Here is a 26,958-nt window from a genome sequence, read left to right on the forward strand (position 1 = left end):
ACTGTTTTCCGCGCACCGGAGGATTGAACCGACCCGACCCGCGCCTTATCGGCATGGCATGTACACGCCCGCCCACTTTGAAGAGACGCGCCGCGACGTGCTGCACGGTCTCATCACGTCACATCCGCTGGGCGCGTTGGTGACGCTTGGCTCAAACGGCCTCGATGCGAATCACATCCCCTTCGAACTCGCCGTTGCGCCCGAGGACGGGCCGTTCGGCACGCTGCGCGCCCACGTCGCCCGCGCGAACGCGGTGTGGCGGGACTTCGCGCGCGACGTCGATGTGCTTGTGATTTTCCAGGGACCTCAGGCCTACATCACGCCGACGTGGTACGTGGAGTCCAAGCCTGCCGACGGCAAGGTTGTCCCGACTTGGAACTATTGCGTCGTGCACACCCACGGCCGGCTGGTGGTGCGGGACGATCGCGAGTGGCTGCGCGCGCAGGTCGGTCGGCTCGTGCAACGCCACGAGTCAACGCAGCCCAAGCCGTGGCAGATGACCGACGCCCCCGCCGACTACCTGGAGAAGCAGCTCGCCGCGATCGTCGGTATCGAGATTCCCATCACGCGCCTGGCCGGAAAGTGGAAAGTCTCGCAGAACCGCCCCGCGGCCGATCGCGCGGGCGTCGCCGCCGGGCTGCTCCGGGCCGGCGGCGAAGGTCACGCGGCGATGGCGAACGCGGTGCGGCCGCCCGCAAAGTGAAACGCCGGTAATATCAGCGTCATCGTCGCGCCCTGAGGTTGACAACCCCTGCCACGGCACAATGAGTCGCCGCGTGAACTCGGCGCGACGCATCGCAGCAATCCTCCTGCTGGCCCTCTGGCTGCCGGCATTGCTGCACTGCCGCCTCGAGGCCGCCGGCGTGCTTTTCGGCGCCGGGTGCTGCGATGACGATCATGCGTCCGCAGCCGCCTCCCCGGAATCCTGCGAAGGTGATTCGTGCGGCGTGGCCGAGGGTGAGTTCACCTCGCCGTCGTCGACGGTGATCGCGGCATCGGCCCCGGTGCTGCACGCCTGCCTGCTTGATGTGGCGCTGGCCTGGCCCGCGCCCGATGTTTCTCCGCCTCCGTTGGAGGGAATTGTAGAGGCCGATTCGGCGCCACCTGAAGTCGTGCGAACGTGGGTCTTCGTGTCCCGCGCCGCGCCCTCCCCACGCGCGCCGTCGTTGCGTTGATCCTGATCGGTCCCTGCGCGGACTGACAGGTCGTAGTGCTTTCGTGGCGACGCCTGCGCGCGTCCCACTGCCTTGCTTCGTCGCATCGGCGCATTCTCCCCCTTCCGTTTTCCGTCATGAGATCCGTTCGTTTCGCCGCCCTGCGCGGCTCCCTTTTCGCTCTCCTCGCGCTCGCTTCCCGGGGCCAGACGCCCCCGCCTGAAGCCTCGCCGCAGACGCTGGCGCAGACCTTGTCGCTCGTCGCGGAACGTCATCCCGCGCTGACCGCCCAGTCGTACGAGGCCCGCGCCGCCGAGGGTCGGATCGAGCAGGCCGGCCTCCGCCCGAATCCCACGCTCGAGGCGTCGGTCGAGAACGTTCACGGCACGGGCCGCGTGCAGGGCGTGCGCAGCCTCGAGGCCACAGTACAGGGCAGTCAGACCTTCGAGCGGGGCGGCAAACGCGAGAAGCGCGTCGCGTTCGCGAACCGCGAACGCGACACCGCGACGCGCGAACTTGCCGTGCGCCGCACCGAGGTCCTCGCGTCTGCTGCCAGCGCCCACATTGCCCTGCTCGCCGCGCAGCAACGCCTCGCCCTCGCCGCCGAGCCGCTGCGCCTCGCCCGCGAGACAATCACGGTGATCGACGCGCGGCTCCGCGCCGGTGCCGCTTCCCAGGTGGAGTCCGCCCGCGCCCGCGTTGCCCTCGTCACCGCCGAGGCGGAGTTTGCCCGCGCCGAGGCTGCGCTGATTTCCGCCCGCGCCGCGCTTGCGTCCACGTGGAGCGGCACGCTCGCCGACGTTGTCACCGCAGCGGGCACCCTGCGCACTCCAGATGCCCTGCCGGCCGAGGCCGCGTTGCGCGCCCGCCTCGCCGTCCATCCGCGCCTCGATCTGCAAGCCGCCGTCATTGCCAGCCGCCGCGCCGCGCTCGAACTCGAGCAGGCGCAGGCGGCGCAGGACGTCACGGCGAGCGGCGGAATCCGTTTCCTCCGGGAAGGCACCGACGCCGCGTTCGTCGCGGGCGTTTCCGTGCCGCTGCCCGTGCGCAACCGGAATCAGGGCAACATCCGCGCGGCCCGCGAAACGGTCGCAGGCGCGGAACATGCGGTGCGCGCGATCGAGGCCGAACTGAACGCCGCGTTCACAGCCGCGTGGCAGGACCTCGTCGCCGCCCATACGCTCGCGCAGAAGCTGCGCCGCGACGCCCTGCCCGCCACCGAGGACGCCCACGCCGCGGTGCGCCGCGCCTACGAGTCCGGTTCGATTCCGCTCATCGACGTGCTCGATGCCCAGCGCGCGCTCGTCGCGCTCCGCCGCGAACTGCTCGCGGCCGACGCCGACTACGTGGCGGCGCTCGCGCGCCTCGAGGCGCTGACCGACTCCACCTACCCCGCGGTCACGGCGCTCATCCGCCAGCCCTGAATTTTCCACCCCTTCCCACTCGCCATGAATTGGAAACTGTCTGTCACGCTTCTCGCCATCCTCGCCCTCGGTGGCGGCACCGCCTTCATCCTTCACCAGCGACCGGGTGCGGCCGCCGGCGCGGGCGGTCACGATCATCATGGTCACGACGACCACGCTGAAGCCGCCGTCGAGAAAGGTCCGCATGGCGGCCGCGTCCTGGTGGACGGCGATTTCTCGGTTGAACTGGCGATTTTCGAGCGGGGCACCCCGCCCGAGTTCCGCGCCTGGTTCAGCAAGGCCGGCAAGCCCGTCGCGCCCGCCGAGGTGAAGCTCACCGTCGACCTCAAGCGTCCCGGCGGCGCCACCGAGGCGTTCACCTTCAAGCCGGAGAACGACTACCTGCGCGGTCACGCCACCGTCGGCGAGCCCCACTCGTTCGACTATTCCGTTTATGCCGAGCACGCGGGCCGCTCTCACCTCTGGGAATTTGCCGCGCCGGAAATGCAGGTGAAGCTCACCGCCGAGACGGCGCTTCGATCCGGCGTGACGACGGATACCGCCGGCCCGGCGATCCTGACGGAGTCGCTTCCCGTTTACGGCCAGGTGAAGTTGAACGCCAATCGCATCGGCCGCGCCGTGCCGCGCTTCGGCGGGATCGTCCGCGAAGCCCGCAAGGCGATCGGCGACACCGTCACGGCCGGCGAAGTCGTCGCCATCGTCGAGAGCAACCAGTCGCTCGTCGCGCTCGAGGTGAAGGCACCGGTCGCCGGCGTGATTGTGTATCGCGACGTCAATGCCGGTGAGACCGTCGCCGACGGCGCCACGCTGTATCTGATCGCCGATCTCGCCGACGTCTGGGTCGACCTCAACGTGCCGAAACGCGATCACGGTCGCGTTCGCCTCGGGCAGGCGGTGACCATCGAGGCCGACGACGGCGGCGCGGCGGTAAAAGGGACGATCAGCTGGATCGCCCCGACGGCCTCCGCGGAAGCACAGACCCTGGCCGCCCGGGTCGTGGTGCCGAACGCCGATCATCGCTGGCACGCCGGGCTGTTCGTGAAGGCGGACATCACGCTCGCCGAGACGAGCGTGCCGGTCGCGGTCAAAGCCTCCGCCGTGCAGACGCTCTTCGATTTCACCGTGGTGTTCTCGCAGCACGGCGACGTCTACCAAGCGCGGCCGCTGCAGCTCGGCCGCCGCAGCGGCGATTACGTCGAAGTGGTGAAGGGCCTCGCCGCCGGCGAACGCTACGTCGTCGAGAACAGTTTCCTCATCAAGGCCGACATCGGGAAGGCCGGCGCCTCGCACGACCACTAATCCAGCGCCGCAGGCCTCCCGCCCGCACCGGCCCCTCCCCGTCATGCTCGAATCCCTCATCCATTTCTCCATCCGCCAGCGCTGGCTCGTCCTGATTGTCACGCTCGGGATGTGCGCCCTCGGTGTATTCAATTTTCAACGTCTGCCCATCGACGCAGTGCCGGACATCACCAACGTCCAGGTGCAGATCAACACCGAGGCGCCCGGCTTCTCGCCGCTCGAGGTGGAGCAGCGCGTCACCTTTCCCGTCGAGACCGCGATGGCCGGACTGCCGATGCTCGACGCGACGCGCTCGCTGTCGCGCTACGGGCTTTCGCAGGTCACGGTGGTGTTCAAGGACGGCACTGACATTTACTTCGCCCGCCAGCTCATCAACGAGCGGCTCCAGGAGGTGAAGTCGCAGCTGCCGCCCGGCGTCGAGCCGTCGATGGGTCCCATCTCGACCGGACTCGGCGAGATTTTCATGTTCACCGTCGAACCCGACGCCGGCGCGAGGAAGCCCGACGGCACGGTCTACACGCCCACCGACCTGCGGGAGCTGCAGGACTGGGTCGTGCGCCCGCAGCTGCGCAATCTCAAGGGCGTGACCGAGGTCAACACCATCGGCGGATTCGTGAAGCAGTTTCACGTCAACCCGCACCCCGACCGATTGCTCGGCTACGGCCTGACGCTGCGCGATGTCATGGACGCCCTCGCCCGCAACAACGCCAACGTGGGTGCCGGCTACATCGAGCGCTTTGGCGAACAGTATCTCATCCGCGTGCCCGGCCAAGTGAACAACATCCCCGAGATCGAAGCCATCGTCGTCGCCCGCCGCGGCGGGCAGCCCGTGCGCGTGCGCGATGTCGCCAGCGTGATCCTCGGCGAGGAACTGCGCACCGGTGCCGCCACCGAGAACGGCCGCGAAGTCGTGCTCGGCACCGTGTTCATGCTCATCGGCGAAAACTCGCGCGACGTCTCCACCCGCGTCGCGGCCCGACTCGTCGACGTCAACCGCAGCCTCCCCGACGGCGTGGCGGCCAAGGCCGTCTACGACCGCACCGCCCTCGTGGATCGCACCATCGCCACCGTGCGGACGAATCTCGTGGAAGGCGCGATCCTCGTGATCGCAATCCTGCTCCTCCTGCTGGGCAACCTCCGCGCCGCGCTCATCACCGCGGCCGTCATTCCGCTCGCGATGCTGGCCACGATCACCGGCATGGTGACCAACCGCGTATCCGGAAACCTGATGAGCCTCGGTGCGCTCGACTTCGGCCTCATCGTCGACGGCGCGGTCATCATCATCGAAAACTGCCTGCGCCGCTTCGGCCAGGATCAGCACCGGCTCGGGCGGCTCCTGACGAAGCCGGAACGTTTCCATCTTGCCGCCACCGCGACCGCCGAGGTCATCAAGCCGTCGATCTTCGGCGTGTTCATCATCACCGTGGTGTACATCCCCATCTTCGCGCTCACCGGCGTCGAGGGGAAGATGTTTCACCCGATGGCATTCACCGTGGTGATCGCGCTGCTCGCAGCGATGGTGCTGTCGATCACATTTGTCCCCGCGGCCGTGGCGCTCTTCGTCACCGGCAAAGTCTCGGAAAAGGACAACCTCGCCATCCGCGGTGCCAAATCGCTCTACCGCCCCGTCCTTCGCTTTGTCATGTCGGTGCGTCCGGCCGCGGCCACCGCCGCCGTGGTGTTAATCGCGCTCGCCGGCTTCGCCGCCTCGAAGCTGGGCACCGAGTTCATCCCGAACCTCGACGAAGGCGACATCGCGCTGCACGCGCTGCGCATCCCGGGCACGAGCCTTACCCAGGCGATCAAGATGCAGGAGGCCGTCGAGGACACCCTGCGCGCTTTCCCGGAAGTGGACAAAGTCTTCTCCAAGATCGGCACCGCGGAAGTCGCGACCGACCCGATGCCGCCCAGCGTCGCGGACACGTACGTGATGCTGAAGCCGCGCCGCACCTGGCCCGATCCCGCGCGCAGCAAGGCCGACCTCGTCGCGGCGATGGAGGCGGCGACGGCCAAAATTCCGGGCAACAACTACGAATACACCCAGCCCATCCAGATGCGTTTCAACGAACTCATCTCCGGCGTCCGGTCCGACGTCGCCGTGAAAGTCTACGGGGACAATCTCGACGTGATGAACCGGACCGCCGGCGAAATCGAAGCGGTGCTCGGGAGAATCACCGGCGCCGCCGACGTGAAGGTCGAGCAGACCACCGGCCTGCCGCTCCTCACCGTGCACCTCAATCGCGAGGCGATCGCCCGTTACGGGCTCGCGGTGGACGACGTGCAGCAGGTCGTCGCCACGGCCCTCGGCGGCACGACCGTCGGCCAGGTGTTCGAGGGCGACCGACGCTTCGATCTCGTCGTGCGCCTGCCCGAGACGCTTCGCACCGATCTCGTGGCACTGGGCAATCTGCCCGTGCCGCTGCCGAAGCTCGAGGCCGAGGAGGCGCGCTTGCTGCCGGTCATTGCCCGCACCGACGGCCACTTCGCCCCGGCGCGGCCGCCGATGGCGTTCATTCCGCTGCGCGAGGTGGCGACGATTGAAATCGCGCCCGGCCCGAATCAGATCAGTCGCGAAAACGGCAAACGGCGCGTCGTCGTCACCGCCAACGTCCGCGGTCGCGACCTCGGTGGATTCGTGGCCGAGGCCCGCCAGCGGATCGTCACCGCGGTGAAAGTCCCCGCCGGCTACTGGCTGGAATTCGGCGGCACGTTCGAGCAGCTGATCTCCGCGACGAACCGCCTGCAGATCGTGGTGCCCGTCGCTCTGGCGCTCATCGTCGGCCTGCTCTTCATGAGCTTCGGCAACGCGAAGGACGCGCTGCTGGTCTTCACCGGCGTGCCGCTCGCGCTGACCGGTGGCGTGGCCGCACTTTGGATACGCGACATCCCGCTCTCGATCTCGGCCGGCATCGGCTTCATCGCGCTGTCCGGCGTGGCCGTGCTGAACGGCCTCGTGATGATCTCCACCATCCGCCACCTGCGGGCCGAAGGGCGCCCCATCGACGACGCCGTCGAGGAAGGCTGCCTCACCCGGCTGCGACCGGTGCTGATGACCGCACTCGTGGCCAGCCTCGGCTTCGTGCCGATGGCGCTCGCCAGCGGGGCCGGTGCCGAGGTGCAACGACCGCTCGCCACCGTGGTCATCGGGGGCATCATCAGCTCCACGCTCCTCACGCTCGTCGTGCTGCCCGCGCTCTACCGCATGGCGCACCGCTCGGGCGACACCCTCGAACCCTAACCGCCGCCACCTTTATGGAATGCACGCAGCCCGACTTCTGGGAACAGCGCTACCGCGCCGGTCGGATGCCCTGGGATCTTCAGGGCGTGCCGCCCGCGCTCGTGGACTACCTGCGGCGCACCGCGGCCACGGGGGACGTGCTCATACCCGGCTGTGGCTCCGGTTACGAAGTGCAGGCGTTTCACGAACACGGCTGGCGCCCGCGGGCCATCGACTTTTCCCCGGCCGCCGTCGAGCGGGCGCGCCAGCTGCTCGGTCCGCTGGCCCCGCTCGTGCGCGAAGCCGATTTCTTCGCCGGCGATTCCGGCGGGCCCTACGAAATGATCTACGAGCGCACGTTTCTCTGTTCGCTCCCGCCCGCGCGCTGGCCCGACTACGCCCGTCGTTGCGCGCGTTTGCTCCGGCCCGGCGGTCGGATCGCAGGCATTTTCTACTACGGCGTCGATCCCGACGGGCCGCCGTTTCCGCTGACGCCCGCGGTGGCCGCGCAGGTGTTCGACCGCTTCGAGCTCACGGTGGATCGCGCACTCCCGGCGACCGCCTCACTTCCGCTTTATGCGGGCTTCGAACGCTGGCAGGAGTGGCAGCTCAAATCGATCGGCCCATAGCTCCGTTTGCAGGTAGCGGCCGTGGCGGTGCGCGTGCCGCTTGACGCGTCTGTTATGGTGGCCGGCATCCGAACTGCTCCTGCGCTCCAGCGATGATTTTCTTCAACTCCACCTCCTCCCTGCGAGTGCGCCGCTTCACGGCGCTGCTCGGCGTGGCGTTGGTGCTGATGTTGAACGTCCTGGCGGTCCGTCCCGACCTGCACGCTGCACTGCATGCATCGGGGGATGCGAGCTCGATCGTGCACGGCGGAAAGTGCACCCACCACTCGGCGGGAGACTCCGCCCACGCCCCGGCCACGTCCCCAGACCACGACTGCATAGTCTCGGCGTTTGCCCACGGACATGCCGACACCGGCGTCGACCCGCTGATCCTCCCGGCCATTGCTTTCATCCCGCTCACGCGGGTGGCACCTTCGCTGGTTTTCGCAGCGCCCGCTCCGGAGTTTCTGCTTCCGCCGGGCTGCGGCCCGCCGCTCGTCTGAGTCAGTTGTAAGCCTGCGTTCGCACCCTGCGCGGTGCGGCGCTGCTCCCGTTCCCCGGCCCCCGCCGGAGGCGCGCCCTTCAACTCGATCCTCAGACCAGTCATGTCTTCACACCTTCCGCTCTCTTCTCGCTTCGTCCTGCTTGCCGCCCTGCTCCTTCCGCCTGCCGCCCCAGCGCAGACCACCCTTCCTGCCGGTGGACCGCGTGGTGCCACCGCGCCCGAAGGCACCTACATCACCCTCGGTCGCTACGAGGTCGCTGCCGCCAAGATTGGCGCGAGATCCACCGATCTCCTCACGTCCGTCACCGTCGTCGGTGCCGACCAACTTGAAAACGAGAGCACCGACTACACCCTTGAGCTCCTCGGCAAAATCCCCGGCGTCACGCTCACGGATTTCAACCAGGGCGTCATCACCGCCGACGTCTCTCTGCGCGGGTACAACGGCGAGGGCTCCAGTCCCCACCTGCGCCTGCTCGTGGACGGAATCCCGCACAATCTGAACAACGGTTACAACGATCTCGGCCCCCTCTTCCCGCTGGAGATCGAACGCATCGAAGTCGTCAAGGGCACCGCCGATCCCCGCTACGGCCTCAACGCCGTCGCGGGTTCCGTCAACGTTCACACCTTCCAATCCTTCACGGGCCAGAAACTGAAAGTCATGGCCGGCTCCTTCGGCGTCCAGGAAGGTCAGGCCCTCGCCGGCTACCGCTCCGGAAATTTCTCGCAGACGTACTTCGCCGGCTACCGCCACAGCGACGGCTACCGCGATCACTCGACCCTCGACAAGCACTCCTTCGCGGGCAAATGGGCCGTCACCGGCGACGCGGAGCGGTGGCGGCTCGGTCTCAGCGCCCGCTATCACCACTTCGATGGCGACGGCCCCGGCTACCTCTCTTACGCCGACTCCCGCCGCACGCCCACCGCCTCGCCCGCCTACTCGTCCACCGACGGCGGCACGCAGGATAACCTCCAGTTCTCCCTTCACGGCGACGCCCAGCTCGGGCCCGCCGTGACCGCCTCCGCCAAGGTCTATCGTCACGACGTCGAGCGCCACCGTTACGTGCGTTTCACCGCCGCCGGCGCGCAACAGGAGCGCCTCGAAAACGAGCTCCACTCCGGTGCCACGTTCACCACGCAGTGGCGTTCCACCGATCTCGGCTTCCCGCTCATCGTCGATGCCGGCGCGGAACTTCACCGTCAGGATGCCGACAACCAACGCTACGCCACCGCCGCCCGCGTTCGCACCGCCACCACGCGCAATCACAACTACACGCTCGACAACACCGGCCTCTTCCTCGGTGCCGAGCTCCGCCCCACCAGCCAATTCCGCATCACCGGCGCCCTCCGCGCCGACCGCTTCGACGGCGAGTTGCTCAACCGCGTGAACAACGCCCGCACGCCGATCCTCACCGCCGACACCATCTGGCAGCCCAAGCTCAGCGCCGCCTACCAGCCCCACGCCTCCACCCAGTTCTACGCCAGCTTCGGCCGCGCGTTTCAGTTCGGTGGCGGTGCCGCCGCCTACTCCGCCAAGCCCCTCGATGCGTCCAGAAACGACGGCTACGAACTCGGCCTCCGCTTCACGCCCACCCGCGCGCTCACCGCCCGCCTCGCGCTCTGGCGCCAGACCGCCACCGACGAAATCCGCCTGAAGCCCGACAACTCCGGCGACTCCGAAAACATCGGCGAAACCCGCCGCGACGGCGTCGACCTCGAACTCGCGTGGCGCGCCTCCGCAGCGGTCAACCTCTGGGCCTCCTACACCGTGCAGTCCGGCAAACTCACCAACCCAGGCCTCCGCCCCGCCGACGCCGCCCTCCGCGGCAAAAAAATCGACCACATCCCGGACTACCACGCCAAGGCCGGTGCCGATTGGAACGTCACGCCCGCCTTCACCGCGTCCGTCTCGCTGCTCGCACAGGGCTCCTACCAACTCACCACCGCGAACAACCTCGGCCGCTGGGGCAGCGCCGCCACGACCCACGTCGATCTCCGCTACCGCTACAAGAAAGCGGTCGTAGGCCTCAGCATGAAGAACGTGTTCGACCGCTACTCCGAATACGTGTGGCACGACGGCGCGCAGACCCTGCACTCTCCCGCCGATGCGCGGGGCTTCCTCGGCAGCGTGAGCTTCGAGTTCTAAAGCCGGGCGGGTCTCCGATCCGCCACGGTTCCGTTCTCTCAACTCCCAGCGCTCAACTCTCGACGTGTCCGCTCTCCTCGTCATCGCCCGCGCCGAATGGCGGCTGCACCTGCGACGCCGCGGCTTCCGGCTCCTGCTCGGTGGGTTTGCCGCGCTCATCGTCACCGCCGCCGTGCTCAATCGCACGCGTCAGGTGAGCGAGCGCGCACAGCAACACACCTACCAGCAGCTCGTGCGCGCGCAGTGGGAGGGCCAGCCCGATCGCCACCCCCACCGCGTCGCACACTACGGCACGTTTGCGTTCAAGCCGCCGGGGCCGCTCGCCGCCTTCGATCCCGGCGTGGAAAGTTTCACCGGCCGCGTGCAGTATCTCGAAGCCCACCGCCAGAACGCCGCCAGCTTCCCCGCCGCCGGCGAACTCTCCTCGGCTTCCCGGCTCGGCGAGCTCTCGCTCGCGTTTGTGCTGCAGACGATGCTGCCGCTCGTCGTCATCATCCTCGGCTGCCGGATGTTTGTGGAGGAACTCGAGTCCGGCCGCTTCCGCTTGCTCGCGGCTCAGGGCATCTCCGCGCGCACGCTCGCGCTCGGCAAACTTGCCGGGCTCGCCGCGGCCACCGCACCGTTCCTCGGGCTAGGACTCGTCGCCACGCTCGCCGTGGCATTGACCGATCCGGCGTTTCGCGCCGATGCGGACGCCCTCGCCCGGGTGGGTGTGATCGGCCTGGCGCTTGCGTTGCACACGGTCGCGTGGCTGGGCTTGACCGGGTGGATTTCCGCTCGATCTCGGACGGCCCCGCGCGCGTGCGCCGCCCTCGTCTCGCTCTGGCTGCTCGGCGTGGTGATCGTGCCGCGGCTTGCCGCCGTCGTCGCCGAAATGGGTTATCCGCTTCCCGACAAAAGCAGTTTCGCCGCGGCCGTCACGGCCGACACCAAACAACACGGCGACTCCCATGATCCCAACGATCCGCACTTCGCCCGCTTCCGCGCCGAGACCCTGGCGCGCTACGGCGTGCAGCGCGTCGAGGATCTGCCGGTGAACTACGGCGCCATCGTGATGGCCCGCGGCGAGGAATTGAGCGCCGAGACGTTTGCCCGCCACTTCGCGGCCCTCGGCGCCACGATGGAGGCGCAGGCCGCCGGGTTGAACCGCGCCTCCGTGGCCGCACCGTTCCTGGCTGTCCGCGCCCTGTCCGCCGCCGCTGCCGGCACGGATTTGCGCGCGCAGCTCCGATTTCAACGCGAGGCCGAGGCCTATCGCTACCAATTCGTGCAACAGCTCAACGCCCTGCACCGCGACGAAGTGCGCGCGCAGCATGATCGCGACCAGAAACTTCCCGCCGCGCGTTGGAAGGCCTTTGCCGATTTTCGTTCCGCCCCGCCCCCGCTGCGCGACGCCCTGGCCGGCACCGGATTCGTTTGGCTCACGCTTGGGCTCTGGGCCGCGCTGCCCCTCGTCGCGCTCGCCCGCCGAAGGACATTCTCCGCATGAGACCAATCCTGCGCCTCTGCCGCTGGGAAATCCGCCACCTGGCCCGCGACCGTCAGGCGTGGCTCGTGTGCGGCGCACTCCTCGCGGCCTCCCTGCTGGCGAGCTGGGTCGGTGACCGCCGGCTCGCGCGCCACCACGCAGAGATCGCCCGGCTGCCGGAGCACTACGCCGCGCAGATGGCAGGTGTCGCGAAGCAGTTCACGCCCACCGGAGAAGCGGGCTACGTCGCCTACTCCACGTTCTTCCCCACGCACCATGCGATGACGCCCCTCGCCGGCCTCGCCGCCGGCGTGCGCGACCTCGTCCCGAACGTCACCTGGATCCGCCTCCTCGGCCTCGAGGGCCAGCTCTACGAAGCGGACCTCGGGAACCCCGCGGTGCAGTCCCTCGGCCACTTCGATCTCGCGTTCGTGTTCTGCACCCTCGCGCCCCTCGCGCTGCTCGTGCTCGGACACGACGCCCTCACGCGCGAGCGCGACAGCGGACGATTCCCGCTCGTCGCCGCGCAAGGTGGCTCGCTGGGCGCGTTGCTCGCCGCCCGTGTCGGTGTGCGCGCGCTGGCCGTCGCGCTGACCTGCACCGCCGCGTTCGGTGTCGCGTGTGTGTGGCTCGTGGTGCCGCTCACCGCCGACTCCCTTGGCTGGCTCGTCGGCGCGTGGGCACACTTCGCCGCCTGGGCCGGGATCGTCGCGCTCGTCGCCGCGGTCGCGCGCACCACGGCCGCCAGCCTCGCCGTGGCGCTCACCGCCTGGATCACCGCGGTCGTGCTGTTGCCGGCGCTGCTCAATCTCGGCCTCGCGACCGCATTCCCGGTGCGCGAGGGCCTCGAACTCACCGTGCGCCAGCGCCAGGAGAGCCACTCCGCGTGGGACAAGCCCCGGGCCGAGACGATGGAAAAGTTTTTCGTGCACAACCCGGATTGGAGCGGCACGCCGCCGGTCACGGGACGCTTCGCCTGGAAATGGTACTATGCCATGCAGCAGACCGGCGACGAAGCCGTCGCCACCGAATCCGCCGCGTATCAGCGCAATCTACGCCGTCGGCAGGACGTGACCGCCCGACTCGCGTGGCTCGTTCCGACCGTCTACGCGCAACTGCTCCTCAACCAGCAAGCCGGCACCGACCTCGACGCACACCTCGCCTACCTCGACCGCGTGCGCGCCTTTCACCGCGAGCTGCGCGCGTATTTTTATCCGCTGGTTTTCGCGGAGCAGACGCTTTCGCCGGCCGACTACGCCGCCTTCCCGCAATTCCGTGCCGCCACCGCGCCGCCGCCTTCCGGTTTGTCCTGCTGGCCGCTGCTCGGCCTCACTTTCGGCTTCATCGCGGCTACCACCATCGTCCTCCGCAGATCGACCCCATCGTAACGTGCTCACCACCGAAAATCTCACCAAACGCTTCCCCGGCGCACCCGCGCCCGCCGTCGACAACCTCACGCTCACCATCGCCCCCGGCGAACTCTTCGCCCTGCTCGGACCCAACGGCGCCGGCAAGACCACCACCATCAACTGCCTCCTTGGCTTCCTCACGCCCGACTCCGGCCGCGCGCTCATCGATGGCCTCGACGTCGTCGCCCAGCCGCTCGAAACCAAGCGCCGCCTCGCCTACATCCCCGAGCAGGTGAATCTCTACGGCTACTTCAGCGGAGTGGAGAACCTCGCCTATTTTTCTGAACTCGCCGGCCACCGCTACGGCGACGACGAGCTGCGCCGCTTCCTCGCCGACGCCGGCCTGCAAACGGCCGCACACGACCAACGCGTGAGCGGCTACTCGAAAGGGATGCGCCAGAAAGTCGGCATCGCCATCGCCCTTGCGAAACAAGCGAAGGCCCTCCTCCTCGACGAGCCCACGAGCGGCCTCGACCCGAGCGCCAGCCACGAGTTCAGCCAGCTCCTGCGGAAACTGCGCGAGCGCGGCGTCGCGATCCTCATGGCCACGCACGACCTCTTCCGCGCCAAGGAAGACGCCACCCGCGTCGGCATCATGCGCCACGGTAAACTCGCCCACGAGCTCACCGCCGCCGAGCTGAGCCACACCGACCTCGAGAAACTCTACCTCGAAACCATGGCCGCGTAGGCGCACTTTTGCGCGCGACGGCTTGTCGGGGGCAACCAAACCCGTAACGTGGACATCCATGACGCCTCTTAGCCTCACCCGCGCACTGATGATGCTGGCCGCCGCCGTGCTGGTGGTCGCCGGATGCTCCAAATCCAACGACCACGCCGCCCACGCTGGCGGCCACGCCCACAAGGCCCCACACGGCGGCCTGCTCGTTGAACTCGGTGAACACGCCTATAACGCGGAACTCGTGCGCGATGGCGACGCCGGCAAGCTGACGGTGTATTTCCTCGATGGACACGCGGAGAACTTCGTCCGCCTCGCACTGCCGTCGATCAGCGTGGTCGCCTATGCCGGCGGCGAACGCCGCACGCTGACGCTGCTCGCCGTCGCCAATTCCGTCACGGGCGAAACCGTCGGCAACACCTCGCAGTATGAAGCGCAGGCCGACTGGGTGAAGAAGTTCGCCGAGTTCAACGGCGAGATCGGCGCCGTCGAAATCCGCGGCAGCAAGTTCGGCCCCGCCGCCTTCGCGTTGAAAAAATAGCGCGCGTGCGCACGGTGAGACGCATGCCACGCCGCCGCCTCTCCCTCCCGCCGCTGCTCGCGGTCGTAGCGGCGCTCACCGGACCGCTGCACGCCGCGCCCTTCGGCAAGGGTCCGCTCGATCACTCGCTGTGCTGCGGCCCTCGCGGCCCGTCCGGTGCCCACGATCCGAGCGCGGACAACTCCCGCGCGGAACTATTTGCCAACGACTCCGACGCCGCCAGCCGCCAGGAGCGCCGCGTGCCGCTTTCCGCCGGCAATCCCCTGCCGGGCGCCAATCTGCCGACGCCCGCAACCCCAACGCCGGTCGTAATTCGGATTCCCGGACCGCCGTTGTCCGCCCTCGACGGCCCGCTCGAGACCGTCGGCGGCTACGCGAAGATCGCGTTCAGCCAGCTCGCCGGCTTCACCGTCAACGCACCGATCCAGCCGCTGCCGACCGGCACGATCCCGCCCGATATCCTCGCCCAAGTGCCGGCGTCGATCCAACGCCTCGATGGCAAAAAAGTCGTGCTCACCGGCTTCATGCTGCCGACAAAACTGGAAAACGGTTTCGCCACCGAATTCTTCTTCATGAGCAGTTCGCAGCTCTGCTGTTTCGGCGTCACGCCCGCGGTCAACGAATGGATGCTGGTGAAAATGCGGAAGGAAGGCCTTCCCGCCGTGCAGGACGTCCCGGTCTCACTGGCCGGCCGCCTGCGCGTCCGCGCCCAGTGGACCGAAGGCGTGCTCGCCAGCCTCTACGAACTCGAGGGCGACGGCTTGCTGAAAACGAAGTAGACGCGGGCGCGTGGCACAGGCGAGGCCGCCCCCGCTCGCGGTATTTGCAATCATACCACCGGTCCGCACTGTCCGTCATTCGGACCTCGAACCTCTCGCCACCAGCCTTCAGCCTCCTGTCTTTCCCGCATGATTCCCGTCACCGTCCTCACCGGCTTTCTTGGCGCCGGAAAAACCACGCTCCTTAACCGCATTCTCACCGAGCATCACGGCAAGAAACTCGCCGTGATCGAGAATGAGTTCGGCGAGGTCGGCGTGGATCACCAGCTCGTGATCCAGAGCGAGGAAGAGTTGTTCGAAATGAACAACGGCTGCATCTGCTGCAGCGTGCGCGGCGATCTCATCCGCATCCTCGGCCGGCTGCTGAAGCGCAAGGACAAGCTCGACGGCATCCTGATTGAAACAACGGGCCTCGCGAATCCGGCACCGGTCGCGCAGACGTTTTTCACGGACGACGAGATCAAGCAGAACTTCCGTCTCGACGCCATCGTCACCGTGGTCGACGCCAAGCACGTGCTGCAGCACCTCGACGGTGACGACGAGTCCGTCAAGCAGGTGGGTTTCGCCGATGTCATCCTGTTGAACAAAACCGATCTCGTGACTCCAGCGGAGCTCGACGAGCTCGAAGCCCGGATCAAGCACATCAACGGCGTCGCCCGCGTCCACCGCACGAAGAACTGCGACATCAATCTCGATCACGTGCTCGACGTCGGCGGCTTCAATCTCAGCCGCGCCAACGAACTCGATCCCAAGTTTCTCGAACCGGAGTATCCGTTCGAATGGGCCGGCGCCTACGCGCTCCCCGCCGGCACGCACCAACTCGAAATCGGTCACTGCGACCACGATCATGATCACGGGCACGACCATACTCACGATTCCCTCGCCGAAGGCTCGGCGACGGCGGGTCACCACCACCACGGCAATCCCAACGAACTCGATGTGGTGATCATGCCGGTCGCTAGCATTCCCGCGCGCGACGAACCGGGTTCGACGCATGCCGCCACTTCCGCGGCGATCAACGCGGCCGTACACGTGTTCGCCGACTGGGAATCGCGCACGAACGAAGGCGACACGATCGCGCCCGGCGCGACGCTGCACCGCCTGCTCCTCAAGGAGGGCAACGGCCGTTACGCGCTGACCATCGCCGAGGCCGGCCACTATCTGGTGTTCGAATCGTGCGGCCACGATCCGTTGCACATCAACATCGGCGGCGAGCCCGTGAAACCCTCCTGGCAGCAGGACTTCCACGCCGCGCACGAGCACAACGATGCCGTGACCTCCGTCGGCATCAGCGAACCGGGCGACCTCGACGGCAAGCGGCTCAACGACTGGATCAGCGCGCTGCTCCGCGACAAGGGCGGCGACATCTACCGGATGAAAGGCGTGCTCGCCGTCAAGGGCTCGAACAAGCGCCTCGTTTTCCAAGGCGTGCACATGCTTTTCGACGCAAAATTCGATCGCGAGTGGAAGCAGGGCGAAGCGCGGCAAAACACGCTCGTGTTCATCGGCAAGAATCTCGACCGCACGAAACTGACCGAGGCGTTCAAGGCCTGCCGGGCCTGACGAGGACGGGATCGGTCAGGTGTGGGACCGCGACCGCCCCCTGTCGCTCCGGAAATGCGACCGAGGGCGGTCGCGGTCCCAAAGGGCATCCGACACCGCTGAAACACGGCAAGCGGCAACGTCGCCAATGCTTGCCTTGCCCGCGTCCTTGCGACTGACACTTCGCCATGTCGACCCCTCGATTCTGCCCGCCGGTCCTTCACGTGTTTCTGGCGGCGCTCGGTCTCGGCTGCCTGCTGACGAGTTGCACGACGTCCACCGTCTCGAACTCAATCTCACCCGGCGACGCCGCCACCACCGAACGCGTCGGCCGCAGCGGCCCGGGTCGCGCCGTCACGCCAGTCAACCAGGTCCTCACCCCGCTCGGCCGCACGGTCGAACTCCCCGGCCTGCGCCCGCAGGCGCTCGCGTTGTCCCCCGACGGCCGCGTCCTTCTCGCCTCCGGGAAAACGAGTGAACTGATCGTGCTCGATCCCGCCACCGGCGTGATTCGTCAGCGGGTCGCACTGCCGAATGAAGCCCAGGGCGAGCCGCAGCCCGACGTCGTCTCGCCGAACATTCTCGAGCCGGACAAGAAGGGCCAGGTCAGCTTCACCGGGCTTGTATTCGCGCCAGACGGACGCCGGATTTTCCTGAGCAACGTCAACGGCAGCATCAAGGTCTTCGCCGTCGCCCCCGATGGCACCGTCACGCCGTCGCACAGCCTGCCGCTCCCGCCCGCCAACGCGCTGCGCCGCAAGGAGGAAATTCCCAGCGGACTCGCGCTCTCCGCCGACGGCGCGCGGCTCTACGTCTGCGCGAATCTGTCCAACCAGCTGCTCGAACTCGATGCCGTCTCCGGCAAGGTGCTGCGCGCGTTTCCCGTCGGGGTCGCTCCGTACGACGTGCGGCTCGTCGCCGGCAAAGCCTACGTGAGCAACTGGGGCGGCCGTCGTCCCGGCGCCGGCGATCTTACCGGCCCGGCCGGACGCGGCACCGTCGTCCGCGTCGACGCCGAGAAACACATCGCCAGCGAAGGATCCGTCAGCGTGATTCCGCTCGCCGCAAACTCGCCCGTGCCGATACGCGAACTGCTCACCGGCCTGCACGCCAGCGCGCTCGCCGTTTCGCCGAACGGCCGCTACGTCGTTTGCGCCAACGCCGCCGCCGACAACCTGAGCGTCATCGACACGCGGTCCGACACCGTCGTCGAAACGATCTGGGCCAAGGCGAAGCCAAGCGATTTGTTCGGCGCGTCGCCGAACGCCCTCGTATTCGAACCTTCGGGACGCCGCCTCTACGTGGCCAACGGCACGCAGAACGCGGTCGCCGTCGTGAAATTCGATCCGTCCGACCGCGAATCGAAACTCGAAGGCCTCATCCCGGTCGGCTGGTTTCCGGGCGCGCTGCTTTTCGACGCCCCGCGCGCCACGATCGTCGTGGCCAATATCAAGGGCCTGCCCGACCCGTCGCAGCGCACCTCCGCCAATGGCGCGAAGGGCACCAACGCTCCCACGGGTTTCAACTCGAAACAGTACGCCGGCTCGCTCTCGCTCGTGCCCGTGCCCGCCTCGCGGGATCTGCCAAAACTGTCGGAAACGGTGGCGCGCAATCTTCGCCGCGAGGCGATCGCCGAGGCCCGCCTCCCCGCGCGACCCGGCCAGCCCGCGCGCGCGATCCCGGAGCGGATCGGCGAACCGAGCCGGATCAAGCACGTCGTGTACATCATCAAGGAAAACCGCACCTACGATCAGGTCTTCGGCGACCTCAAGGAGGGCAACGGCGATCCCTCGCTCTGCATTTTCGGCGAGGCCATCACGCCCAACCAGCACAAGCTCGTGCGCGACTTCGTGCTGCTCGATAACACGTACTGCGCCGGCATCCTCAGCGCCGACGGCCACCAGTGGAGCACGACGGCCTTCTCCACCGATTACATGGAAAAGAGCTTCGCCGGTTTTCCGCGCAGCTATCCGGACGGCATGGGCGTCGACGACGATGACGCCCTCGCGTACTCGCCGGCCGGCTTCATCTGGGACAACGCGGTGAAGCACAAGGTCAGCATCCGCAACTACGGCGAGTTCATGGCGCCGTCCGTGACCTGGCGCGACGGCCGCAAGGGCACCCCGGATTTCCTCGCCTGCTACCGCACGTGGAAGGGCGCGAGCACCGAGGCAGTGTTCACGAGCTATCCGATGATCGAGACGATCAAGGGCTTTTCGCCGACGGCGTACGTCGGCTGGGAGATGTCGGTGCCGGACCAATACCGCGCCGACTTTTTCCTGCGCGAGCTGAAGGAATTTGAGGCGCGCGGCCAGTTTCCCGCGTTCACAATCATCTGCCTCCCCAACGATCACACGAGCGGCACGAAGAAGGGCGCGCCCACACCGGCGGCCTGCATGGCGGACAACGATCTCGCGTTCGCCCGCATCATCGAGGGCCTGAGTCACTCGCCGTTCTGGAAGGAAATGGCCATCTTCGGCATCGAGGACGATCCGCAGGCCGGCTGGGATCACGTCAGCGGCTACCGCACCACGGCGTACGTCGTGAGCCCGTTTGCGAAGCGCAAGAGCGTCGTCAGCACGCAGTACAACACCACGAGTGTCATCCGCACGATCGAACAGATCCTCGGGCTGCCGGTGATGAACCAGTTCGACGCCAGCGCGACGCCGATGGCCGACTGTTTCACCGAAACGCCCGACTTCACGCCGTTCAAGGCGCTGCCGGCGAACGTGCCGCTGGATCAGATGAATCCCGACCCGGTCGCGATCACGGATCCAATCCTGCGTCGGGACGCGGTGGCGTCCGCGCGGATGAATTTCCGCGAAGTCGACAAGGCCCCGGAGGATCAACTCAACCGCATCCTCTGGCGCGCGATGAAAGGCAGCCAGGTCCCGTATCCAGAATGGGCGATCACACCCGACAGCGACGACTGAGCCGAAGGCAAGCAGTTGAGGGCTGAGCCAAAACGCTGCAGAAGGCCTCCCGCGAATCACCCGAAAGGACGCGAATTTCAGAGGTGAAAGCTGGGGCCACCCGCCTTTGGGGGCGTTCAGGGTTGGGAGAGGAATAAACGCTCTTTGTTTTCATTCGCGTTTATTGGCGTGATTCGCGGGCAACTGCATCGTTCCGGCTGAGAGTTGAGAGCAAAGCCACGCGCGCCCCGCAATCGACTCGCCGGGCGGCGGACATTCGTTTGTCGTCGTGCATCCCCATGACTCCGACTGAACGTTTCCCCGCGGCGCTCCTCGATCACGACTGGCGCATGCTCTGTGCGGACATCGGTGAACGCCGCGCCGGCAGCGCGGCCGAGCGGCGCGCGGCGCACTGCATCGCCGAGCGATTCGCGGTGGCCGGCGCGTCCCGCGTGCACCTCGAAGCGCTCAAATGCATGTCACTGCACACGGCGAATGTCAGCGTGCACGAACGGCACGGCCGCAGCTGGCGGCCGGTCGATGCGGTCACGCTGGTCGGTGCCCCGGGCACACCGGGCAAGCGCGCGCTCACGGGCGAGCTCGTGTGGCTGGAGATGCCGGAGAACGCCCACCGGCTGAGTCCCGGATCGCTGCGAGGGAAAATCGCGGCCGTTTTCGGCCCGCTGCCCACCTCCGTGGTCGCACACCGACGGCTCGTGGCGGCGGACCCGCTCGCCGTGATTCACGTCGACGACCGGCTGCCGTTTCCGTGGGTGAAGAACGACGGGGTGTATCCGCATTGGACGCGCACCGAGGGCATGCTGCCGACCCTCGCCGTGCCGTACCTCGATGGCTGGCGCTGGCGGCGAGAGGGCGTGCGGCAACTCAAGGTGCGCATCGCCGCCGACCTGCGCGCCGCCGAATCGCAGAACGTTATCGCGGAGCTGCGGGGCACCAATCCGGATCTGCCCGCGCTCGTGCTGACCGCGCACCACGACACCCAGTGCGGCAATCCCGGGGCCGACGACAACGCGTCCGGAGTCGTCTGCCTCCTCGCGCTCGCCCGCACTCTGGCGGGCGCGCCGAAGCCGCTGCGCCGGACCGTGCGACTGATTTCCTTCGGCGCCGAGGAGCAACTCTCTGTCGGATCCGACGCCTACGTCCGCCGGCATCAGCCGGGCCCGGCCGACGTCGGACTGGTGATTAACTTCGACAGCGTGGCGTCTCCGCTCGGTCACTGGGTGCTCTATCTTTCCGGCGAAGCGCGGCTCCAACGCCACGTGACGCGCCAGCTCGCCGCCCACGGACTCGATGTCGAGGCGCGACGCGAGATCATCCCCTTCTCGGATCAGTTTCCGTTCAACCGCGCCGGCATCCCGTCGCTGTGGTTCATGCGCACGAATTTTCCAGGTGGTCGGTGGCAGCATCACAGCCCGCACGACACGCTCGAGAACGTGTCCGCCGTCGAAGTCCAGCGACTGCTCGGAGCGGTGTATCCGTTAGTCCATACACTCGGCACCCGTGCCGCGTGGCCGTTTGCCCCCGGACTCCCGGCCGACCAGCTCGCCACCGCGCGTAAAGTGGGCCGCGAGCTGTACGGCTGACCTGCGGTCGGGCGTCACGGCCTGCAGGCGGACGCCGGTCACCTGGGAGCACAGGCGTCCCGCCTGCTCCGGAAAAATGCCGGCGAGACGCCTGCGCTCCCGTACTCGCTGTGCTGTGTTCAGCCCCGGCGCGACTACTGCCGCCACTGCTGCCGGGCGCGGTACGAATCGAGCCGGCGTTGCAACAGGGCCGTGGCCGCGGCGTCGCCCCCGGCCCGCGCTTGAACCAAAGCGCGCTCCGCCACTTGAACCGCTTCGGTGAACCGACCGGTTTCCGCCAGGGCGGCAGCGAGCGTACTGAGGAGAGCGGGATCACTGGCCTCACGCCGTGCGAGCGGTTCCACGAGCGCAAGCGCGGTGCGACCGTCGCGCAGCGCGGCCTCGCGGCTGGTGGCGAGAATCCATGCGAGCGTGTTCGCGACGCCGGCATCGGCCCCGAGTTCGAGCGCGCGACGGAGATATCGCACGGCCGCCGCGTCCGCGCCGTAGTCGTAGAAAGCCGCGCCCGCTGCCTCGGCAACCTGCAGCCGCACCGGGACCGGCGCCTCGGCCAGGGCCGTATCCATGGTTTGGACGGCCCGAGCGGTGTCGCCGGCCGCGAGGCCGGCCAGCGCCGTGTAGTATTGTTGTTCCGTGGGCGTCTGCCCCTCGACCACGCGATAAAGCCGCACGCCTGCCGCCACCTCCTTGAACTCGGGAGCGCAGCGATATGGCACCGGCTGCAGCCACACAGGGACGGCCTCGCCGTTCAAGCACCGGTAGCCGAAGGTGGCCCTGGCCTCCGCGAGCGGAGCGTCCGGCCGGAGCAGGCGGAAGTATTCCCCGATGAAATTCGCGGCCGGCATCATCACGACATGCGTCACGCGGTGCGCGCGCAGGCCCGCGAGCACCTCGTCATCCCGCGTGGCGGTCAGCAACGTGGCCGCGGCGCGCAAACCCGCGGCGTTTTCCCAATAGAGCGTGCCGAGCGAGGCGAAGCGGCCGAAGTAACCGATGCCCGCCGAGGCGTTGGGACTGGCGAGCAGCACGATGTCGCCCTCGGGCTGCTGGCTGCGCAGCGCCGCGGCCATATCGCGATAGAGCGGTTGCAGGACGTCGCCGGCGGCCAGCGCGTGCTCGCGGTTTGCGGACCGATCCGCCGCCACGCGCTGCAACGCCGTGCCCGCGAACACCAGCACCGCGGCGAGTATCCAGACTCCAGCGACGCGGCCGCCATCCCCGGCCGGCTCGCCGACCAGCACCGCCAGCAACACGATCTGTGCTGCCGCCGCCACCGGCCACCAGCGCATTTCCCCGCAGCCCATCAGCGCCAGTCCAGAGCAGATTACGACGACGGAGAGCAGCAACGCACCCGAAGCTTCCCGCCGCCGCCAGGCCACCCAGGCAACCGGGACCAGCAGACCGATCATCCCGAGCGGATAGAGCACCGGACGCAGGCCGAATTGCCGGGCCAACGCCGGCAGTGACATGCCTTCAGCGACGAAGTGGCGCAGCTGACCGACAAACGGATCGCCGACGGCAAAGACCGCGACACCCGCCACCTCGATCACCACGGGCACGGCCAGAACCGCGAGCAATGGCGCGATCAGGCGTGGAACAAACAACGACATCCTGTGCTCACCTCCGGCCGTCAACGACAGCCGCCCGGTGATGAACATCGCCACGAGTTCCGCGCCGCCCCACCACGCGAGCGCGTACAGCGGGTGATTCACCTCAAGTCGCCAGCTGAAATGCGCCGGGGCGCATTCGAGGACGTACGCCAGCAGGCTGCCCGCGGCGCCCACGCGTCCCCAGACTTTCCATACGCCGGGATCAAACTGGGCGCCGTCCCGCCGGACCGCGGCACCGGCTCGCCACGCCGCGATGCACCCACCGATTCCGGCGAGCGCGATGACCGGCAGCACGGCCGCGGCGCTGATCCAGACTCCGACCGCGCCGGCCGCAGCCGACACGCCCGCGGCGACCCGCGCCTGTCGCACCGACCGCGGCAGGAAGCGGGGCCCCGCGGCGGCTGGTTTCCACCATCCGAAGCCCATGCCGGCCAGACCCAGCAGCAACGCGAGCACGGCGGCTCCGGTCAGACCGTGGTGGTCGACGTTGACCGGCGCGAAGCTCTCGTAGAACCGGTTGTGTCCGACCATGCCGAACGCCACCACGACTCCAGCTCCCGCTCCGGCCAGAGTGCCGGCCCACGCGGACAGCGCGATGATGCACGCCAGCAGGAGCGGCGCGTTGAACCAGAGCAGCGACTGCTCGATCGCCGCGGTGCCGCGCTGGCCGGTGGCCGCGCGTTGCAAGGCGGACGCTCCGCGCAGCAACCCCGCCGGCAGCGAACTCCAGTGCACTTCGCGGCCCGTGGGCGCGTTGTCGACCACAGTGAAACGCAGCCGCGCGACGCCCGTTTCCTCCGCCGCGATCACGTGCCGCACCCACATCTGTGCGTCGGCATGGCGCGCGGGAACCACCTGTCGCAAAGGCGTGCCGACTTCCGCGCCGCCCGTCCGGCCCAGGGCGTCGAGCTGGCCGACGTAGTCGCGCACCGCGGCGGTGTGCAGGAGCACGAGGATCGCACACGCGATCCACGTTGCGGTCATCAGACACCACCACGCGCCGCGGGAGCCGGCGGCGGCCGGCGCTGCCGGGCCGCGGCTCAAAAGGTGACGTCCACGCCGACCGTCGCCCGCCAGCCGGAGTTGCTGTTGTCCTCCACGTAGGCGGGGAAGGATTGATACGACACCTGGGGCCGCGACGTCAGGTTGATCACATTGGCATTGAGCCGGATTTTTCGCGTCAACCGGTACGTCGCCTCGAGGTCGACCTGTTCGCGCGCGGCGAACGTGTCGTCGACAAAGCGGTTGTCGCCGATGCCGGTGAGATAGTCCGAGCGGTACGAGTAGCGCACGTTGGTGCGGAACTTGCCAATGGCGTAGTCGAGCGACGCGTTGAACATGTAATCCGAGAAGCCGAAGGTCGGCAGCTTCTCGCCGCGACGGAGCGCACCGTAGTTCGCCTCGCTTTCTCCGAGCGTGAGACTGACGTTGGCCGTGAGGCTGCGCAGCACCGGCGGCAGGAAGAACATCTTCTGCTGCACGATCAGTTCGACGCCCAGGTTGGTGGCGCCCTCGGCGTTCTCCCATTTGCGGTAGCGGCGCGTGCCGAGCGGATCGATGATGGGGTTGCCGGTGACGGGGTCGACGGTGTTGAACTTCGCGTCGCTGTTGAAATAAAACCCCTTCATCTTTTTCCAGAAGAAGCCGGCCGAGTAGAGACCGCCCTTGTCCGTATATTTCTCCAGCTGCACGTCGAGGTTGTGCGAGGTGGTCGGATCGAGCAGCGGATTGCCCTCGGCGATGTTGCCGTTGACGTCCTCCGAGCGGCCGAGCGTCAGCCGGCTGATCGTCGGCCGACCATAGCTGCGGTTGTAGCTCTCGCGCAAAATGAGATTCTTCTGCAGCGCGTGGCGAAAATGGAGACCCGGCAGGACCTGCGTGTAGCTGCGGCCGGTCGGGGTGGTGACTTCGCGCAGCGTGCGCGCGTCGATCGATTTCCGGGTCGAGTCCCACGTGTTGTGCTCGGCACGCACACCGCCGACGATGGTGGTGCGGCCGATCTGCACCGTGCCCATGCCGTAGACGCTGGTGGTGGTTTCCTTCGCGGTGTAGTCCTCCTCGGCCGATCCCTTGAGCGAGTCATAGGCGACGAACGGGAACAACTGCGGACTCGTGGCGAGCAACTCCCGGACTTTCGACGGCACGACCTCCATGAACATCTCGCGGCCGTTGATGGCGCGATCGCTGCGCTTCATGACCTGCGCATACGGGAACGTCGCGGGGGTGTCGTACTCATACTGGTCCTGCGAGAACTTCGGCTCGGTCGACTGGTACTTGGTGCCGAACTTCAGCGCGCCGGCGAGGCGTTCGCCGATGAACTTTGTTTCCCAGTCGATCTTGGCGCTGTACGCGTTTTCCCAACGTTCCTCGGGCTCGATGCTGAGATCGCCGCGATTGATCGTGGAGGTGTCGCGCGGGTCGAGCCCGTTCACGATCCAAACCTGGGGCTTGAGTCCGTTGCGGGTGTCATACTCCCACTGGAAGTAACCGCGCGCGGACGGCACATTGCGGACGATGAAGTCGGAATCCAGGGTGCGCTCGTAGTGCGTGTGCCGGTAGAACACGTCGTAATTGAGGGTCGACGATCCCAGCTCGTGCCGGCCGCCCGCGGAGAACGCATAGAGATTGGTGTGCGACTCCGACTCCTCGGCGCTGTAACGGATTTCGCCGCGCGAGCCGTTGGCGCCGGCGGTGCCGCGACCGCGCCCGAATTCAAGGAACTCGAAGGTCTTTCGCCCGTTGATGATGTCCTGGAAACGCGTGTCGATGTACGGGCGGCTCAGGTAGCGCGACGCATCGACGGCGGTGTGACTGTGCAGCGGCTTGAAGTAGAAGGTGTGATTTCGTCCGACCCGGAAATCGACGGCGGCATTGACGGCGTAGGACTCGGTTTCGCGCAGGTTGTACTGCACCGTCATGTTCGGGTTAAAGTAAAAGGGGTCGCCCGGCAGGTTGTAGGTCGGATTGTTTGCCTTCGTGATCAGGGTCCAGTCCGTGTCATTGTTTTCGTAATACCGGTTCGAGGCGTACTGCGAGAGCGTGACGCTCACGCCGAGATTCTTCTCCTCGCCGAAGATGCCGTAGAGATCGCTGAAGGAACCCCGGAGATTATGGCCCCACTTTTCGGCGAGGCCGAGGTAGTTGACGCTGGCGCCCAGCTTGATTTCGCGGCCGTCGCGCTGAAACGCGGAGCGGGAGATGACATTGATCGTGCCGCCGATGGCGTCGCCGTCGCGGTCCGGCGTGTTGGCCTTGATCACCTCGATGTTGGCGATGCCGTCCGCCACGAGATCCCGCGTGCTGAAGCCGCGCGCGCCGAGCCGGTTGCCGTCGAGCTGGAACGAGTTGAACTCGCTCGACAGCCCGCGGATGTTCACGCCCTCCGGCGAGCCGTCCTCGCCCTCGTTGACCGTGAGGCCCGGCAGGCGCTGCAGCGCGTAGCCGATGTTGCCGTCGTTCATCGCGCCGAAGGTCTCCTCGGAGACGATGTTCACGATCCCGCGGGCGGTCTTCTGCTGGTTGATGGCGAGCGCCTGACCGCGGGCGGCCTCGGCGACCTCGAAGGCGGCCAGTTTCAGCACCTCGCTTTTCAGCTCGGCATTCAGGCTGGCGGTCGCGCCGGCGCTGACCAGGACCGACTGGCGGAAAGGGTCGAGACCGACGTATTCAACTTCCACCGACGCCATGCCGGCGGGCACGCCCGCCAGCGTGAAGCGGCCGTCGGGGTCGGTGGTGTCCACCGCGGTCGTGTTGGCGGCGCGCACGATCGCGCCCTGCAACGAGCGGCCGGTCGCGCCTTCGAACACGCGGCCGGTGATCGTACCGGTCGAGGTGGCCTGGGCCATCATCACGCTGGCGAGCAGGAACGCTGCGATGCCGCCGCAGAGAAGCCGGCACAGCGGCAGGCACGCGACGAACGAGAACAGGAGTTTCATGGTGGGGTGTTGGGGGCGGGGGCGAACGACACTGAAAGCGCCCGGGGCGGCAGTCGGAGCGGGGGGCGCGCCGCGACGGGTCTTCTTGTTGGTGAACGATGACGGCCCGTCAATGGGGCGCGCCGGGAAAAG

At 67.6% G+C, this 26,958-nt stretch carries 18 protein-coding genes; 16 read left to right on the forward strand and 2 right to left on the reverse strand.

The features are described from left to right. The first annotated feature begins 58 nt into the window (after positions 1–58). The 16 genes from ACLJEU_RS22515 to ACLJEU_RS22590 all read left to right on the forward strand — a co-directional run bounded on the left by ACLJEU_RS22515 (position 59) and on the right by ACLJEU_RS22590 (position 21,281). Positions 59–703 carry an FMN-binding negative transcriptional regulator gene (locus tag ACLJEU_RS22515; RefSeq protein ID WP_414662789.1) on the forward strand — a complete coding sequence of 215 codons (645 nt, stop codon included), beginning with the start codon at positions 59–61 and terminating at the stop codon, positions 701–703. A 61-nt stretch (positions 704–764) separates the two neighbouring features. After that, a complete protein-coding gene (locus tag ACLJEU_RS22520; protein ID WP_414662790.1) occupies positions 765–1,175 on the forward strand; it encodes a hypothetical protein in 411 nt (136 codons plus the stop codon). A 116-nt stretch (positions 1,176–1,291) separates the two neighbouring features. Further along, positions 1,292–2,578 (forward strand): TolC family protein, encoded by a 1,287-nt coding sequence (locus ACLJEU_RS22525; RefSeq protein ID WP_414662791.1) that lies wholly within the window; start codon positions 1,292–1,294, stop codon positions 2,576–2,578. A gap of 24 nt (positions 2,579–2,602) precedes the next feature. Beyond that, on the forward strand, positions 2,603–3,877 hold the full coding sequence (locus ACLJEU_RS22530) for an efflux RND transporter periplasmic adaptor subunit (protein WP_414662792.1): 1,275 nt from the start codon (positions 2,603–2,605) through the stop codon (positions 3,875–3,877). 43 nt (positions 3,878–3,920) lie between these two features. After that, on the forward strand, positions 3,921–7,115 hold the full coding sequence (locus ACLJEU_RS22535) for an efflux RND transporter permease subunit (RefSeq protein ID WP_414662793.1): 3,195 nt from the start codon (positions 3,921–3,923) through the stop codon (positions 7,113–7,115). A gap of 14 nt (positions 7,116–7,129) precedes the next feature. Further along, positions 7,130–7,723, forward strand: a complete 594-nt coding sequence (locus ACLJEU_RS22540) for a methyltransferase (RefSeq protein ID WP_414662794.1) — start codon at positions 7,130–7,132, stop codon at positions 7,721–7,723. Between the two features lie 92 nt (positions 7,724–7,815). Then, positions 7,816–8,205: a hypothetical protein gene (locus ACLJEU_RS22545; RefSeq protein WP_414662795.1), complete on the forward strand. Its 390-nt coding sequence runs from the start codon at positions 7,816–7,818 to the stop codon at positions 8,203–8,205. Between the two features lie 102 nt (positions 8,206–8,307). Further along, positions 8,308–10,350: a TonB-dependent receptor gene (locus ACLJEU_RS22550; protein ID WP_414662796.1), complete on the forward strand. Its 2,043-nt coding sequence runs from the start codon at positions 8,308–8,310 to the stop codon at positions 10,348–10,350. Between the two features lie 64 nt (positions 10,351–10,414). Further along, complete coding sequence (locus ACLJEU_RS22555; RefSeq protein WP_414662797.1) at positions 10,415–11,839, forward strand: DUF3526 domain-containing protein; 1,425 nt, start codon at positions 10,415–10,417, stop codon at positions 11,837–11,839. Next, positions 11,836–13,206 (forward strand): DUF3526 domain-containing protein, encoded by a 1,371-nt coding sequence (locus ACLJEU_RS22560; RefSeq protein ID WP_414662798.1) that lies wholly within the window; start codon positions 11,836–11,838, stop codon positions 13,204–13,206. Before ACLJEU_RS22555 ends, ACLJEU_RS22560 begins: the two co-directional genes overlap by 4 nt. A gap of 1 nt (position 13,207) precedes the next feature. Beyond that, positions 13,208–13,915 carry an ABC transporter ATP-binding protein gene (locus ACLJEU_RS22565; RefSeq protein WP_414662799.1) on the forward strand — a complete coding sequence of 236 codons (708 nt, stop codon included), beginning with the start codon at positions 13,208–13,210 and terminating at the stop codon, positions 13,913–13,915. Positions 13,916–13,973: 58 nt separating this feature from the next. Further along, positions 13,974–14,444 carry a hypothetical protein gene (locus ACLJEU_RS22570; protein ID WP_414662800.1) on the forward strand — a complete coding sequence of 157 codons (471 nt, stop codon included), beginning with the start codon at positions 13,974–13,976 and terminating at the stop codon, positions 14,442–14,444. A gap of 23 nt (positions 14,445–14,467) precedes the next feature. Then, entirely contained in the window at positions 14,468–15,223 is a 756-nt protein-coding gene (locus tag ACLJEU_RS22575) for a DUF3299 domain-containing protein (protein ID WP_414662801.1), read from the forward strand. Between the two features lie 129 nt (positions 15,224–15,352). After that, positions 15,353–16,786: a CobW family GTP-binding protein gene (locus ACLJEU_RS22580; protein WP_414662802.1), complete on the forward strand. Its 1,434-nt coding sequence runs from the start codon at positions 15,353–15,355 to the stop codon at positions 16,784–16,786. 167 nt (positions 16,787–16,953) lie between these two features. Then, positions 16,954–19,698: a bifunctional YncE family protein/alkaline phosphatase family protein gene (locus tag ACLJEU_RS22585; RefSeq protein ID WP_414662803.1), complete on the forward strand. Its 2,745-nt coding sequence runs from the start codon at positions 16,954–16,956 to the stop codon at positions 19,696–19,698. A gap of 278 nt (positions 19,699–19,976) precedes the next feature. Continuing rightward, the gene (locus ACLJEU_RS22590) at positions 19,977–21,281 is read left to right on the forward strand and encodes a M28 family metallopeptidase (RefSeq protein ID WP_414662804.1); all 1,305 of its coding nucleotides are present in this window, start codon (positions 19,977–19,979) and stop codon (positions 21,279–21,281) included. A gap of 134 nt (positions 21,282–21,415) precedes the next feature. Here ACLJEU_RS22590 and ACLJEU_RS22595 read toward each other — a convergent pair whose 3' ends face one another. Together ACLJEU_RS22595 and ACLJEU_RS22600 are read right to left on the reverse strand one after the other, a co-directional pair. Further along, complete coding sequence (locus ACLJEU_RS22595) at positions 21,416–23,935, reverse strand: tetratricopeptide repeat protein (protein ID WP_414662805.1); 2,520 nt, start codon at positions 23,933–23,935, stop codon at positions 21,416–21,418. Beyond that, positions 23,932–26,826 carry a TonB-dependent receptor gene (locus ACLJEU_RS22600; RefSeq protein WP_414662806.1) on the reverse strand — a complete coding sequence of 965 codons (2,895 nt, stop codon included), beginning with the start codon at positions 26,824–26,826 and terminating at the stop codon, positions 23,932–23,934. The genes ACLJEU_RS22595 and ACLJEU_RS22600 overlap by 4 nt, the downstream gene beginning before the upstream one ends. Between the last annotated feature and the right edge of the window lie 132 nt (positions 26,827–26,958).

It is taken from the genome of Terrisphaera buseokensis (assembly GCF_047521145.2).
GTDB lineage: Bacteria > Verrucomicrobiota > Verrucomicrobiia > Opitutales > Opitutaceae > ER46.